Here is a 14,860-nt window from a genome sequence, read left to right as displayed (position 1 = left end):
TCGGGAACCCCTCCAGGGTGTTTTCCTCATCTTTTACAAGAAGAGGCTTGAATGAAGTTTTCCCAACGCATCAATCAAGTTTTGCTCTCACAAGAACTTATCGTCTCACAAGAAAATATGGTGGAGGGGGACGGATTCGAACCATCGAAGGCGGAGCCGGCAGATTTACAGTCTGCTCCCTTTGGCCACTCGGGAACCCCTCCAGGGTGTTTTCCTCATCTTTTACAAGATAAGGCTTAACTGACGTTTTCCCAACACATCAATCAAGTGCGGAGCGCATATTATCAAACTCGGACTTTGTGTAAACCCTTTTTTTGTCTTTTTGAATCGAATGCTGGCTTTTTGGGCAAAGATGGCCGTAATTCCTCATTTTCTTTTTGAAATAGTGGTTCGAAAAGGAGATGGGAATATCAAATTTACGTTCCTTTACGTTTTCCTTGTCTATAACTCGTTATAATAAAAGTTCTTTCTTATATGCTGATGTGGTTTATGAAAAACGTTTCGATTCTTTCTGCTGTTCTTGCTGTGGCCTTATTAGGAAGCGAAGGTGCTGTCGCTGCGGGGCCAAGAAGTGCACCTGCTATTTCTGTCGTGACTGACTTAGTGCAGGTTCATCAAGTCTCTCAATCTCTCTCATTAATTGGCAAATTAGAAGCTGAACAATCAGTGATTATTTCTCCAGAAGTCGCTGGAAAAGTAGACATCATAGCGGTAAAAGCCAATCAGGAAGTAAAGAAGAGCCAATTGTTAGCGCAGCTTTCTGATGAAAAAGCGCGTGCGTCAGTAGCTGAAGCAAAGGCGTATTTGCGTGATGAAAAACGCAAGCTGGCAGAATACGAGCGTTTGCTAAAGAGAAGTGCTATCACTCAAACTGAAATTGACGCTCAGAAAACCAGTGTTGATATTGCACAGGCGCGATTAGAAGCGGCAGAAGCGAACTGGAATGATCTTCATATTAAAGCCCCTTTTGCTGGCACCGTAGGCTTTATTGATTTCAGCCGTGGCAAGATTGTTAATAGCAGCACTGAACTGATGACGTTAGATAACCTTGCTTTAATGCAGTTGGATCTTCAGGTTCCTGAACGCTATTTGTCTATGCTGTCCAAGGGGATGAAAGTTCAAGGTACCACCCACGCTTGGCCGGGTAAGACTTTTGAAGGTGAAGTCGTTGGTATCGATACTCGCGTTAACACTGAAACGCTGAATCTAAGAGTACGCATTCATTTTTCAAACGCTGGTGGTTTACTTAAACCGGGCATGTTGGTTTCAGCTCGTTTAGCCTTCCCGGGCATTGAAGCTCCGATTATTCCTGTTCAGGCGCTAGAGTATTCAGGTACGAAACGCTTTGTTTACGTTGTCGGTGAGGACAACAAAGCGGTTCGTACGGAAGTGCTTCTTGGTGCGCGTGTTGAAAACCAAGTGGTTATCGAACAAGGTCTGGAAATCGGTGATAAGGTCGTTGTTCAAGGTATCGTTAACATGCGTGATGGCGCTAAAGTGTCAGAAGTGACGGTAGATGGTCGTCCAGTAAACAAGGATGACAACTAATGTTGATCTCTGATGTTTCAGTAAAACGCCCAGTTGCCGCGCTTGTTTTAAGCATGCTGCTGTGTGTGTTTGGTTTTGTCTCGTTTACTAAGCTTGCCGTACGAGAAATGCCGGATATTGAAAATCCGGTAGTTTCTATCTCAACCCGATATCAAGGCGCTTCCGCAACCATTATTGAAAACCAGATTACTTCTGTTTTGGAAGAGCAATTAACGGGTATCAGCGGCGTCGACGAAATTACATCAGTGACTCGTAACGGTTCGTCGCGCATTACGGTCACGTTCAACCTTGGTTATGACCTAAATACGGGTGTCAGTGATATTCGTGATGCAGTCGCGCGGGCTCAGCGCTCCTTACCAGAAGGGGCGGATGACCCTCTGGTGTTTAAGAATAATGGCTCCGGCCAAGCATCTATGTACATTAACTTGAGTTCATCGACGATGGACCGAACTCAGTTAACGGATTATATGGAACGAGTTCTGGTTGACCGCTTTAGCCTGATTTCGGGTGTTAGCTCAGTGAACGTCTCTGGTGGTTTGTACAAAGTGATGTATGTACGATTGCAACCTGAACTGATGGCTGGGCGGGGTGTGACCACTTCAGATATTTCAACCGCATTACGTCGTGAAAATATTGAAAGCCCGGGTGGTCAAGTTCGTAATGATTCTACGGTCATGTCGGTTCGTACCGCTCGAACCTATCAAAAACCGGAAGACTTTCAGTATCTAGTGGTTAAACGCGTTAACGGATCGCCGATTTATCTCAAAGATGTGGCTGATGTATTTCTTGGCGCTGAGAATGAAAACTCGACCTACAAAACAGACGGTGTTGTGAACGTGAGCATGGGGATCGTTCCTCAGTCAGACGCTAACCCGCTGGAAGTGGCGCAACGAGTTCATCAGCAGGTCGATAACATTCAGAAATTCCTGCCAGAAAACACCAAGCTAGTAGTGAACTATGATTCAACCATCTTCATTGAACGTTCTATCGAAGAGGTATACAGCACGTTATTTATTACCGGTGGTCTGGTTGTTTTAGTGCTTTATATCTTTATTGGTCAGGCTCGCGCGACACTGATCCCTGCGATTACCGTACCGGTATCCTTGATCTCTTCTTTTATTGCGGCCTACTACTTTGGCTTCTCTATCAACCTGATCACTTTGATGGCACTGATTTTGTCGATTGGTCTGGTTGTGGATGATGCGATTGTGGTGGTAGAAAACATTTTCCACCATATTGAGCAGGGTGAGAAACCTTTGCTTGCTGCCTATAAAGGTACACGTGAAGTAGGCTTTGCTGTTATCGCCACGACCTTAGTGTTGGTGATGGTGTTCCTGCCTATCTCCTTTATGGATGGTATGGTCGGCTTGCTGTTCACTGAGTTCTCGGTTCTGCTGGCCATGTCGGTGATTTTTTCGTCCTTGATAGCTTTGACACTCACACCTGTACTGGGCAGTAAGATTCTTAAAGCGAATGTTAAACCAAATGGCTTTAACCGTTTTGTTGACAAGCTGTTCGGAAAGCTGGAATCGGCATATCGCACAGCCTTACGCTTTGCTTTGCGCTTTAAATGGTTTGCGCCACTGATCATTCTTGGCTGTATTGGTGGTAGTTATCAGTTCATGCAGAATGTTCCCGCGCAGCTTACGCCATCTGAAGATCGCGGGGTTATCTTTGCATTTGTACGTGGTGCTGACGCAACCAGTTATAACCGTATGTCTGCCAATATGGATTTGGTAGAAGCTCGATTGAAACCCTTGCTTGGACAAGGTTTCTTACGATCATTCAGCATTCAGTCGCCAGCTTTTGGCGGTAATGCTGGTGACCAGACTGGCTTTGTGATCATGACGCTTGATGATTGGAATCAGCGCAGCGTTACCGCTCAAAAAGCTTTAGGTGAAGTGAGAAAAGCGTTAGCGGGTATTCCTGATGTGCGTGTGATTCCATTTATGCCCGGTTTCCGTGGCGGTTCCAGTGAACCCGTTCAGTTTGTACTCGGTGGCTCTGATTATACGGAGTTAAAAGAGTGGGCTGAAAAACTTGAAGCGGCAGCTGAAAGCTCAACCTACATGACGGGCGTGGATATCAACTATTCAGAAAAAACACCGGAACTGGTGGTGACGGTTGATAAACAAAGAGCATCGGAGCTGAACATCAGTGTGCAAGATATCTCGGATACGCTTGAGGTTATGCTGGGTGGAAAGTCTGTCACAACCTTTGTCGAACGAGGTGAAGAGTATGACGTTTATTTGCGTGGTGACGAAAACAGCTTTAATAATGCGGCCGATTTAAGCCAAATATATATGCGTACCGGAAATGGCGATCTCGTGACACTGGATACCGTGACCAGAATTGAGGAAGTGGCATCAGCCATTCGCCTGTCGCACTACAACAAGCAAAAAGCGATTACCATTACTGCGAACTTAGCTGATGGGGCAACCTTAGGTGAGGCTTTGGATTTCATGGATCAAAAAGCTTTGGAAATACTACCAAGTGATATTTCTGTGAGTTATTCCGGAGAGTCCAAAGACTTCAAGGAGAACCAGTCGAGTGTTGCTGCTGTATTTGCTTTAGCCCTGCTGGTGGCCTATTTGGTGCTGGCCGCTCAGTTTGAAAGCTTTATCAACCCAATGGTGATTATGTTTACTGTCCCTATGGGCGTATTCGGAGGTTTCCTTGGGCTGCTGATTATGGGGCAGGGGATGAACGTATACAGCCAAATTGGTATGGTGATGCTGATTGGTATGGTAACCAAGAACGGTATCTTAATTGTTGAATTTGCCAACCAGCTACGTGACCGTGGCGTTGAGTTTGAGAAAGCGATTGTTGATGCCTCAGCACGACGTCTTCGTCCTATTTTGATGACGGCATTTACGACGTTGGCAGGTTCTATTCCACTGATTGTCTCTACGGGCGCTGGTTATGAAAGCCGCGTGGCGGTAGGTACGGTTATTTTCTTCGGAATGGCGTTTGCTACTGTGGTTACCCTGTTTGTTATTCCTGCAATGTACCGTTTAATTTCGGCGAAGACACAAGCGCCGGGGCATGTTGAAGCGGAACTGAACAGAGAATTGGGGCACGACAACAAAGGTCGAACGACTCACTAAAGCCTGTTTGTGATTAAGTCAAAATCAAAAAGCCCGCAAAATTGCGGGCTTTCGTTTATTCGTCTGTTCTCATTAAGAGAGGCTAAATATATTTGACCGAATAACGTGAAGGTTTATGGTTCATTGCTAACACTATGTTGAGTACAACCGCACCTGCGATAGACAACATAATAATTGACGGTGTTAGGAAGAACAGCGAAGTAAACACAATGGTGCAGTCTAAAACGAGTTGTGTTTTACCTACCGAAATGCCGAATTTGTCCTGAATAAACAGACATAGCACGTTAAACCCGCCCAAGCTTGAACGGTGACGGAACAGAATTAACATCCCTAATCCAGTCAGTAGTCCTCCAGCTATAGCGCAGTAGGCGGGGTCAACATGTTCGATAGTGATGAAGTTCGACAGGTGATCAGTGAATACAGAAACCAAGCCACATGAGATAGCCGTGTTGATCGAGAACTTAGCTCCGAAGCGTTTCCACGCGAGCAGGTAGAATGGCATGTTGACGAAGAAATACAGCGCGCCGAAGCTCCAAGGGAATACATGGGTCAGTAAAAGTGCTAAACCGGCTGTACCACCTGTGATCAGATTGGCTGCTTTTAGAAAAAATAGTCCTTGAGACACGATAAAGGTGCCAGTGAAGATCGCTACCCAATCTTCCTTCCGTGAATGTGTTTCCATTTAAGATGCCATTAATTGCTAAAAAATAAATAATTGGTAAAGAATAAGTGGATACTAATTAAAACCCGATCTTTTCGGTAGCTAGCGAACAAAAATTAGGGTAAACCTATGTATTCCCAAATTTACACTGTGTAAAGAAAATGTAGACACTCATCCGAAAAGCGCAAAAGATGAGCGGTATTGTCAATCAACATGAAAAAACTGCATGATAATTTCTGTAATTTGGGCTTTATGATATAAATCAAATTATGTAGAATGCGCGCCATATTACGGTGACGAAAACGTTTGCTTTTGGTCGTTGTGTGGTTTTTTGCTACTTTCAGTCAAATCTGAGTCAGGAGATACAGATGCTTAAGCGTGATATGAACATCGCTGATTATGATCCGGAGCTATACGCTGCCATTCAGGAAGAAACTCTTCGCCAAGAAGAGCACATTGAACTTATCGCTTCAGAAAACTACACCAGTCCGCGTGTAATGGAAGCTCAAGGTTCTCAGCTAACAAACAAATACGCTGAAGGCTACCCTGGCAAGCGTTACTACGGCGGTTGTGAGTACGTTGATAAAGCGGAATCTCTAGCAATTGACCGTGCATGCCAGCTATTTGGCTGTGAGTACGCTAACGTTCAGCCTCACTCTGGCTCTCAAGCAAACAGCGCAGTGTACATGGCTCTTCTAAACCCAGGTGACACTGTTCTAGGTATGAGCCTAGCGCACGGCGGTCACTTGACTCACGGCTCACCAGTAAACTTCTCTGGTAAACACTACAACGTGATTCCTTACGGTATCGACGAAGCGGGTCAAATCAACTACGACGAGATGGAAGCACTTGCTCTTGAGCATAAGCCTAAGATGATCATCGGTGGTTTCTCAGCTTACTCACAAATCGTTGATTGGAAACGCATGCGTGAAATCGCTGACAAAGTCGATGCTTACCTGTTTGTAGACATGGCACACGTTGCTGGCCTGATCGCTGCGGGTGTATACCCAACGCCAATCCCATACGCACACGTTGTTACTACTACAACTCACAAAACACTAGCAGGCCCACGTGGCGGTTTGATTCTTTCAAACGCTGGTGAAGAGATGTACAAAAAGCTGAACTCAGCAGTGTTCCCAGGCGGCCAAGGTGGTCCTCTAATGCATGTTATCGCTGGTAAAGCGGTAGCGTTCAAAGAAGCGATGGAACCTGAATTCAAAGCTTACCAAGAGCGTGTTGTTAAGAACGCAAAAGCAATGGTTGCTCAGTTCCAAGAGCGTGGTTACAAAATCGTTTCTAACAGTACTGAAAACCACCTGTTCCTTGTTGACCTAATCGACAAAGACATCACAGGTAAAGAAGCAGATGCAGCTCTAGGTGCAGCGAACATCACTGTAAACAAAAACTCAGTGCCAAACGATCCACGCAGCCCATTCGTAACTTCTGGTATCCGTGTAGGTACACCAGCAATCACTCGCCGTGGTTTCGGTGAGGAAGATGCGAAAGCATTGGCTAACTGGATGTGTGATGTCCTAGACAACATCAACGACGAAGCGGTTATCGAAGCAACAAAACAAAAAGTGCTTGATATCTGTAAGCGTCTACCAGTTTACGCTTAATCGCTTGAACATACGGAAAAGGCCTGCAATGCAGGCCTTTTTTACATCTTTAAACTGGCGGCTTATTCGTTAGAGAAAGTCACCATAAAGCTATAGCTAGTTCTATTTAGCCATACTGATTAAAGTGCCGGATTTACATTTGAACATGTAGTATTTGTTGCTTTCGGTAAACTTACCTAAGCCTTCACCATCACAATATTCAATATTAATCTCACGCATCACTTCAAGAGTATCTTCACTTGCCAGAGCGAACTTAGAACCATCTGAACAGACAATGCGAACTTTGCCATCGTCGCTGACGGAATAGATATCGACTTCTGTATTACATAATTCGAAAGAAGCTTCGCGGAAGTTGTCTGTCTGAGAGTTCGAAGAACAACCGGCTGTAATTGCTGCTGTAGTCAGAGCGAAAGCGAGCATCGTTAAATTTTTCATTATCATTGTCCTTCATGATTTAAGAGTCAGTGGTTAGCCTATAAAACTATTTGCATCTATTCAATGATAGACACAAAAAAGGCGACATATCCGAAGACATATCGCCTTTTCATTGATTTAGTGCTTCAAGTATTGATTACTTAACTTCTAAACCTTGCGCCTGCATATCTGCGTGGTAAGAAGAACGCACAAACGGACCACAAGCTGCGTGAGTGAAACCAAGCTCTAGCGCGATATCTTTTAACTCATCAAATTCTGCTGGTGGAACGTAACGTTCAACTGGCAAATGGTGGCGGCTTGGCGCTAGGTATTGGCCTAGGGTTAGCATAGTAACGCCGTGAGCACGAAGATCCTTCATCACTTCGATGATCTCTTCTTTTGTCTCACCTAGCCCCATCATCAATCCCGACTTTGTTGGGATCTCAGGATGCTGCTCTTTGAATTTTTGCAGAAGTTGCAGTGACCACTTGTAGTTCGCACCCGGACGCGCTTTACGGTACAGACGAGGTGCTGTTTCCAAGTTGTGGTTGAACACATCTGGCGGGTTGTCTTTCAACAAGTCGAGTGCGACATCCATACGACCACGGAAATCAGGAACCAAAGTTTCAATACGAATGTTTGGATTCAAAGCACGAATTTCGCGGTTACAGTCAGCAAAGTGTTGTGCACCACCATCACGAAGATCATCACGGTCTACAGAGGTGATAACGACATACTTAAGTTTCATGTCACTGATGGTTTTCGCTAGCTTTTTCGGCTCATCGGCTTCAGGAGCAACTGGGCGGCCATGTGCAACATCGCAGAATGGACAACGACGAGTACAGATAGCACCTAAAATCATAAAGGTTGCAGTACCGTGGTTGAAACACTCAGCCAAGTTAGGGCAAGACGCTTCTTCACAAACAGAGTGCAGGTTGTTCTTACGCATTGCTGATTTGATGTCTTGGATGCGTTGGCTGTCTGCTGGCAGCTTGATCTTCATCCACTCAGGTTTACGTAAGATTTCTTTTTGTTCTGATGGCATGTTCTTTACAGGAATCAGTGCCATTTTGTCAGCGTCACGGTATTTGACGCCTTTTTCCATTTGAATGGGTTTGCTCATACTTTGTTACCGATTGAGGGTGCTTCAGTGCTGAATTCGACATGCTCGTAGCCAAATAGCGTTACGAGTTCTTGGATTAATTGTTGCTCTACTTGGTGGATATCTGCCGGCCCACCTAAGTTGCTCACTTGCACCATTTCCATACCTTGGTAACCGCAAGGGTTAATTCTCAAGAATGGGGAGAGATCCATATTGACGTTTAATGCTAGCCCATGAAATGAGCAGCCTTTACGAATTCGCAGGCCAAGTGAACAGATTTTTTTTCCGTCAACGTAGACTCCCGGAGCATCCGGACGTGCGGCTGACGTAATATCGTAAGCTTTTAGAGTATTGATAACCAGATTTTCAATGTCCGTTACCAGATCTCGAACACCTAATTTTTTGCGTCTTAGGTTAATTAAAAAATACGCAACTAACTGACCCGGACCGTGATAAGTCACCTGACCGCCACGATCACTTTGCACAACCGGAATATTACCTGTGTTAATCAAGTGCTCCGCTTTACCTGCCTGACCCTGTGTAAATACTGGGTTGTGTTCAACAAGCCAGACTTCATCACGAGTTTCTTCGTCGCGCTGATCGGTAAATTCATGCATCGCCTGCCAAACTGGGTGATAGTCTTGTCGACCCCATTGTCTGACAACAAGCTGGTTATCTAGTGTCATATTCCGTCAGTGGTTGTGAAAATTTGGGTGATTATAAACGCCTTGAGAGCGAGGAACTACTCATAGAGGGCATTTTTTTGACCATGATTAAAGTAATGTTTTGTTAACATTTTGATAAATATAAAGAAAGCAGCCTTGTGCTGCCTTCAAAAATATTTTAATTGATATCAAATTATTTGATATCGGCTCTGTTACAGAACCATGCGTACAATTTCAATATCACCCAGTTCTTTATACAGGGTTTCCACTTGCACGATAGAAGTGGCAGTAATAGTCACTGATACTGAGTGATAGTTACCTTTCGCACTAGGCTTAACTCGTGGGCTGTAATCGCCAGGAGCATGGCGTTGAATCACTTCAAGAACAAGCTCAGGTAATTCTGGTTTTGCATGGCCCATCACCTTGTAGGTAAAAGAACAAGGGAACTCAAGCAGGTCTTTTAATTTTGCATCAGAGTTGATGGTCAACATATTGGAAACTCCAAGTTTGGCATTCGATTAAGCGGTGCGGAATATTACAGCCTATCGAAGTGGATCTCAAGTGAACAAAAAAGCCGCTTTACTCTTCCTACTTGAAGCTGCAGCCAACCTGCAGTTCCAAGTAAGAAGAGTAATAAGCAGCTTCCCTGTCAAATTACTAAACTACTATACCCAATTGCTAGAATTGGTATTAGAACAAGCCTTTGAATAGTAGAACAATGTAGTCCCATAAGCGGCTGAACAAGCTACCTTCATTCACATCTTCAAGTGCTAATAGAGGGTACTGAGCAACATCTTCATTGTCTACTTGGTAGTAAAGCTTACCAACTACATCACCTTTCTTAATTGGGGCTTTTAGCTCTTTTTCAAGTACGAAGCTTGCAGTTAGGTTTTTCGCTTGACCACGAGGCAGAGTGACATAAGTGTCTTCATCAACGCCTAAAGCAACGGTTGACTTGTCACCCATCCAGATTTGTTCTTCAACAAAGGTTTCGCCTTTCTTGTGTGGTGCCACTGTTTCAAAGAAACGGAAGCCATAGCTTAATAGCTTCTTGCTTTCAGACTTACGAGCATTCGCATCTTTAGTGCCCATCACAACGGCTACAAGACGCATCTTACCTTCGGTTGCAGAGCTTACTAGGCTGTAACCTGCGTTTGACGTGTGGCCAGTCTTGATACCGTCAACGTTCATGCTCTTATCCCATAACAGACCGTTACGGTTGTATTGAGTGATACCGTTGTAAGTGAACTTTTGCTCTGAATACAGTGCGTATTCATCTGGCACATCACGAATCAGCGCTTGACCTAATCGAGCCATATCGTGAGGAGTTGAGTATAAGTTTGGATCGTCTAGACCGTGAACGTTCGCGAAATGCGTGTTGGTCATTTTCAGTGAGCTTGCCCAAGCATTCATTAAGTCAACGAATGCATCTTCAGAACCTGCGATGTGCTCAGCCATTGCAACACAAGCGTCGTTACCAGACTGAATGATAATACCGCGGTTTAGGTCACTCACTTTTACAGTGGTGCCGACTTCGATAAACATCTTAGATGAGTCTGGGAAATTTTTCGCCCACGCGTTTTTACTAATCACGACATCGTCATTAGGAGAAATGTTTCCACGCGCGAGTTCTTGGCCGATAACGTAACTTGTCATCATCTTGGTCAAACTTGCAGGAGACAGTTTTGTGTCCATCTCTTTTTCAGCCAGAATCTTACCTGAATGAAAATCCATCAGAACGTAGCCTTTAGCGGCGATCTGTGGTGCGTCTGGCATAACAATAGGTGCAGCTGCGGCAGTGAATGAGACAAGAGTAGAAAGCGCAGTGGACGACGCCAGAACAGAATTTAGAATCAATTTTTTCATGGTAAATGCGTGTTATCTAGTTGGTTGTGTATATCTTAACAGAAACGACTATTCAAACCAGAGCCGATATGCTTTGGCTCGTAGTCATTACTGTGCAACTTGGTACTTTTTAATAAATGCGGTGTCGTAACCTAGGGACTTTACACGCTCTAATGTATCTTGAGTCAGCGTATAGTCAGTAAAAGGGCCTAAAACAGCTCTATGGCTACCGTTTTCACTATCGATAAAACTTTGTACCGATAAGCTTTGTCCCAAATTTTGCGATAAAGTTCGAACTCTTTCTTCATTTTGTGAAGAAGCGACTTGAATTATATATCTTGGGTCAGTGTTTTTAACTAGGTTTGTCTGTGGTTTATCCACTTTAATGACTTCGATAGCAACGTTAGCTGTGCCTGTTTTAATCACATCTAATTTGTAAGCTGCAGCATAACTTAAGTCAATAATTCGACCTGAATGGAATGGTCCACGGTCGTTAACTCTCACTATTGCTGTTTTATTGTTATCGAGGTTAGTCACCTTAACGTAGCTAGGTATCGGCAATGTTTTATGCGCAGCACTCATCGAGTACATATCATAAATCTCGCCATTAGACGTAAGATGCCCATGGAATTTTTTTCCATACCAAGATGCTTGTCCTTGTTCTTTAAAGCCCTCGGTATTTTTAATTATTTGGTATTTTTGACCACGTAATGTGTAGTCTTTATTACCGCCTCGGCTATATGGCTCATATTGAGGGTGTGCATCTTCGATATGTTCGACTGAAATTGGGGCATTGGGTGCCACATCATCTTTAATATCGTAGCGGCCTCCTGAGCTCGAACAACCAGCGAGGATCATTAACACTAGGAGCGAATAAAACGCTTTTAATTTCATTAAGTCGCCTTTGAAAATGCTTTTCTGTGAGTGTGAATCGACATTAGGATACCGAAGCCTGCCATGAGGGTAACCATGGAAGTACCGCCATAGCTAACCAAAGGAAGTGGAACACCTACAACAGGTAAAATGCCACTCACCATACCAATATTCACAAACACGTAAACAAAGAAGCTTAGAACAACACTGCCCGCCATCATTCGGCCAAAAGCCGTTTGAGCATTGCTCGCTAAATAGAGACCTCGGCCGATAATAAACAGATATACGGAAAGAAGCCCTAAGATGCCAATCATGCCCCATTCTTCGGCGATAACTGCAAAGATAAAGTCAGTATGTCGCTCTGGTAAGAATTCTAGCTGAGATTGAGTGCCGTGAAGCCAACCTTTGCCTGAGATACCACCAGAACCAATAGCAATTTTACTTTGGATAATATGATAACCCGCGCCAAGAGGGTCGGATTCAGGGTTGAACAGTGTTCGTACGCGGACTTTTTGATACTCCCTCATCAGGAAGAACCACAATACAGGGATGAAAGCGCCTACACCAACAGCTGCTGCGATAATGATTTTCCAGCTGATACCCGCAAGGAAAATGACGAAAATACCCGATGCCGCAATGAGTATTGATGTCCCTAAATCAGGTTGCTTAGCAATTAAAATGGTTGGAACCAACACCATCACAATTGAAGCAACTAGCGTTCGGAAACTGGACGGTAGTGGGCGCTTACCTACATAACGAGCAACCATTAGTGGTACCGCCAGTTTAAGCAATTCTGATGGTTGGAAACGAACAAATCCCAAATTTAACCAACGTTGTGCTCCTTTTGAGGATTCACCAAAAAAGAGTACGCCTAACAGCAAAATAACGCCCGCAAAGTAAAGCAGAGGTGCAAGGCTTTCATAAGTTCGTGGTGATATTTGTGCTAGGCCGATCATGACAGTTAACGCCAACACCATGCGCATTGCCTGACGATCCATCATCGCCAAACTTTGTCCGCTGGCGCTGTACATAACCATGAGAGCAAAGGCAAAAACCACCAAAATACCAATCAGCAATGGCAGGTCAATGTGAAGTCTTTCAAATAGAGCTCGACTTTGTCCAGTTGAAGGATCCAGTTTCATTATTCGTCGTCCTTGTGAGCGCCCAATATAATGTGATCGAAAATGCGTCTAACCACTGGAGCACCATTGCTTGAACCGCCACCCGCGTTCTCTAAAACGATGGTCACAATCGCCTGTGGATCATCGACAGGAGCGAAACCGGTAAATAGCGCGTGATCGCGTAAGTGTTCTGCCAGTTCGTCAGCGTTGTATTCTTGTCCTTCCGCTAAACCGAATACTTGCGCGGTACCTGATTTCCCCGCACTCTTGTATTTCAGGTTTTGGAACGCTCTTCTTGCTGTACCTTTCTTGCCGTGGTTAACCAGATACATACCTTCTATCGCCATTTCCCAATATTTCTTTGGAACGCCAGTGATCGGCGGGTAGCTAACATATTCTGCTTCTTTCTGACGAGTAAACTCTTCACCGTTATTAATGGTTGAACGCAGTAAATGCGGCGCCCAAACTTCACCGTGATGAACCAATACCGAGGTCGCTTTAGCGATTTGCATTGGCGTCGCGGTCCAGTAACCTTGACCGATACCAACAGGGATTGTATCGCCCTGATACCAAGGAGTGCGGTGACGAGACATCTTCCACTCTCTGGTTGGCATGTTCGCTTTACTTTCCTCGTAAATATCGATGCCAGTATAGTCACCAAAGCCAAAGCGCATCATCCAGTCTGACAAACGATCTATGCCTAAATCGTAAGCGATTTGATAGAAGAAGGTATCAACCGACTCTTCAAGTGCTTTGATGAGATCAACTCTTCCGTGTCCCCAGCGTAACCAGTCACGGAATGGGCGTGTCGTTGAGTTTGGAATCTTCCAATACCCCGGATCATTTCGGGTTGTATTTGGTGTGACGACTCCTTCTTCTAAGGCTGAAACTGCAATAAAAGGTTTAACTGTAGAGCCAGGAGGATAAATACCTAGAGTTGTACGGTTAACCAGAGGGCGGTTCTTATCGTTCAACAGCTTGCTGTATGCTTTACCGGAGATACCATGAACAAAGGCGTTGGGGTCATAGCTAGGGCTTGAAACCATAGCCAAAATACCATTGTCTTTAGGATCGAGTACAACGGCTGCACCTCGTCGTCCATCCAGCAATTTATGCACATAGAGTTGTAAGTCGATATCAAGGTTCAGAACGATGTCTTTGCCAGGAATGGGCGGTACATATTTGAGAGTGCGGATAATACGACCACGACTGTTTACTTCGACTTCTTGATAGCCTGCGGTGCCGTGCAAAGTACTTTCGTAATAACGTTCAATACCCAGTTTGCCGATGTCACGTGTGGCTTGGTAGTTGGCAACTTGTCCCTCTCTTTCAAGACGCTCAATATCTTTATCATTGATACGGGACACATAGCCGATAACGTGAGTGAGTACTTCGCCATAAGGGTAGTAGCGTTTCAAACTCGCAGTAACGGTAACCCCTGGGAATTTATGTTGCTGTACCGAGAACTTCGCAACTTCAGTTTCTGTCAACTGTGTCAACAAAGGCACTGAGTTAAAACGACGAGAGTGACGACGTTCTTTTTCAAATGTTGCGATTTTTTCCGGCGTAATGTCGAGGAATTCTTGCAAGCGAGCGATGGTGCCATCGATATCTTTGACTTGCTCAGGAGTGATCTCCAAGTTAAACACGGGACGGTTTTCTGCCAATAATCGCCCGTTTCTGTCGTAGATAAGGCCTCGATTTGGCGCGATAGGAACAACTTTAATTCGGTTGTCGTTAGAGCGAGTTTTATAGTCTTGGTATTGGTTGACCTGAATGTTGTAAAGGTTCGCGATAAGAATTCCCATCATGAACACTATGCCAACAAACGATACCACAGCACGGCTTTTGAAAAGCCGTGCTTCAGCAATGTAATCTCGAAAGGGGTTACTCTTACGTAACATC

12 protein-coding genes and 1 tRNA gene are annotated in these 14,860 nt (G+C 44.6%); 3 read left to right on the top strand and 10 right to left on the bottom strand.

Annotation, left to right across the window (positions count from 1 at the left end; all coding sequences use genetic code 11):
- Positions 1-118: 118 nt before the first annotated feature.
- Positions 119-203, bottom strand: a tRNA-Tyr gene (locus HUO09_RS19655).
- A 286-nt stretch (positions 204-489) separates the two neighbouring features.
- On the opposite strand from HUO09_RS19655, the gene HUO09_RS19650 reads away from it, so the two are divergent.
- Entirely contained in the window at positions 490-1,548 is a 1,059-nt protein-coding gene (locus tag HUO09_RS19650; RefSeq protein WP_188235084.1) for an efflux RND transporter periplasmic adaptor subunit, read from the top strand.
- Complete coding sequence (vexH, locus tag HUO09_RS19645) at positions 1,548-4,655, top strand: vibriobactin export RND transporter permease subunit VexH (RefSeq protein ID WP_188235083.1); 3,108 nt, start codon at positions 1,548-1,550, stop codon at positions 4,653-4,655. Before HUO09_RS19650 ends, vexH begins: the two co-directional genes overlap by 1 nt.
- Positions 4,656-4,737: 82 nt before the next feature.
- Here vexH and HUO09_RS19640 read toward each other — a convergent pair whose 3' ends face one another.
- A complete protein-coding gene (locus HUO09_RS19640) occupies positions 4,738-5,337 on the bottom strand; it encodes a YitT family protein (RefSeq protein ID WP_188235082.1) in 600 nt (199 codons plus the stop codon).
- A 347-nt stretch (positions 5,338-5,684) separates the two neighbouring features.
- On the opposite strand from HUO09_RS19640, the gene glyA reads away from it, so the two are divergent.
- A complete protein-coding gene (gene glyA / locus HUO09_RS19635; protein WP_167411247.1) occupies positions 5,685-6,935 on the top strand; it encodes a serine hydroxymethyltransferase in 1,251 nt (416 codons plus the stop codon).
- A gap of 102 nt (positions 6,936-7,037) precedes the next feature.
- Here the strand turns inward: glyA and HUO09_RS19630 are convergent, their stop codons facing one another.
- The 8 genes from HUO09_RS19630 to mrdA all read right to left on the bottom strand — a co-directional run bounded on the left by HUO09_RS19630 (position 7,038) and on the right by mrdA (position 14,859).
- A complete protein-coding gene (locus HUO09_RS19630; RefSeq protein ID WP_042486494.1) occupies positions 7,038-7,370 on the bottom strand; it encodes a hypothetical protein in 333 nt (110 codons plus the stop codon).
- A 136-nt stretch (positions 7,371-7,506) separates the two neighbouring features.
- Positions 7,507-8,472, bottom strand: a complete 966-nt coding sequence (gene lipA, locus HUO09_RS19625) for a lipoyl synthase (protein WP_167411246.1) — start codon at positions 8,470-8,472, stop codon at positions 7,507-7,509.
- Positions 8,469-9,137, bottom strand: coding sequence for a lipoyl(octanoyl) transferase LipB (gene lipB, locus HUO09_RS19620; RefSeq protein ID WP_188235081.1), 669 nt, complete (start codon positions 9,135-9,137; stop codon positions 8,469-8,471). Before lipB ends, lipA begins: the two co-directional genes overlap by 4 nt.
- Positions 9,138-9,328: 191 nt before the next feature.
- Positions 9,329-9,607 carry a DUF493 family protein YbeD gene (gene ybeD, locus HUO09_RS19615; protein WP_102940236.1) on the bottom strand — a complete coding sequence of 93 codons (279 nt, stop codon included), beginning with the start codon at positions 9,605-9,607 and terminating at the stop codon, positions 9,329-9,331.
- A 199-nt stretch (positions 9,608-9,806) separates the two neighbouring features.
- Positions 9,807-10,982 carry a serine hydrolase gene (locus HUO09_RS19610; protein WP_167411244.1) on the bottom strand — a complete coding sequence of 392 codons (1,176 nt, stop codon included), beginning with the start codon at positions 10,980-10,982 and terminating at the stop codon, positions 9,807-9,809.
- A gap of 87 nt (positions 10,983-11,069) precedes the next feature.
- Positions 11,070-11,855 carry a septal ring lytic transglycosylase RlpA family protein gene (locus HUO09_RS19605; RefSeq protein ID WP_167411243.1) on the bottom strand — a complete coding sequence of 262 codons (786 nt, stop codon included), beginning with the start codon at positions 11,853-11,855 and terminating at the stop codon, positions 11,070-11,072.
- Positions 11,855-12,976, bottom strand: coding sequence for a rod shape-determining protein RodA (rodA, locus tag HUO09_RS19600; protein ID WP_188235080.1), 1,122 nt, complete (start codon positions 12,974-12,976; stop codon positions 11,855-11,857). Before rodA ends, HUO09_RS19605 begins: the two co-directional genes overlap by 1 nt.
- On the bottom strand, positions 12,976-14,859 hold the full coding sequence (gene mrdA / locus HUO09_RS19595; RefSeq protein ID WP_188235079.1) for a penicillin-binding protein 2: 1,884 nt from the start codon (positions 14,857-14,859) through the stop codon (positions 12,976-12,978). Before mrdA ends, rodA begins: the two co-directional genes overlap by 1 nt.
- Between the last annotated feature and the right edge of the window lies 1 nt (position 14,860).

The sequence above is a fragment of the Vibrio sp. Y2-5 genome (assembly GCF_014596725.1).
Taxonomy (GTDB): Bacteria; Pseudomonadota; Gammaproteobacteria; order Enterobacterales; family Vibrionaceae; genus Vibrio.
This window is presented reverse-complemented; position numbering and strand designations above follow the sequence as displayed.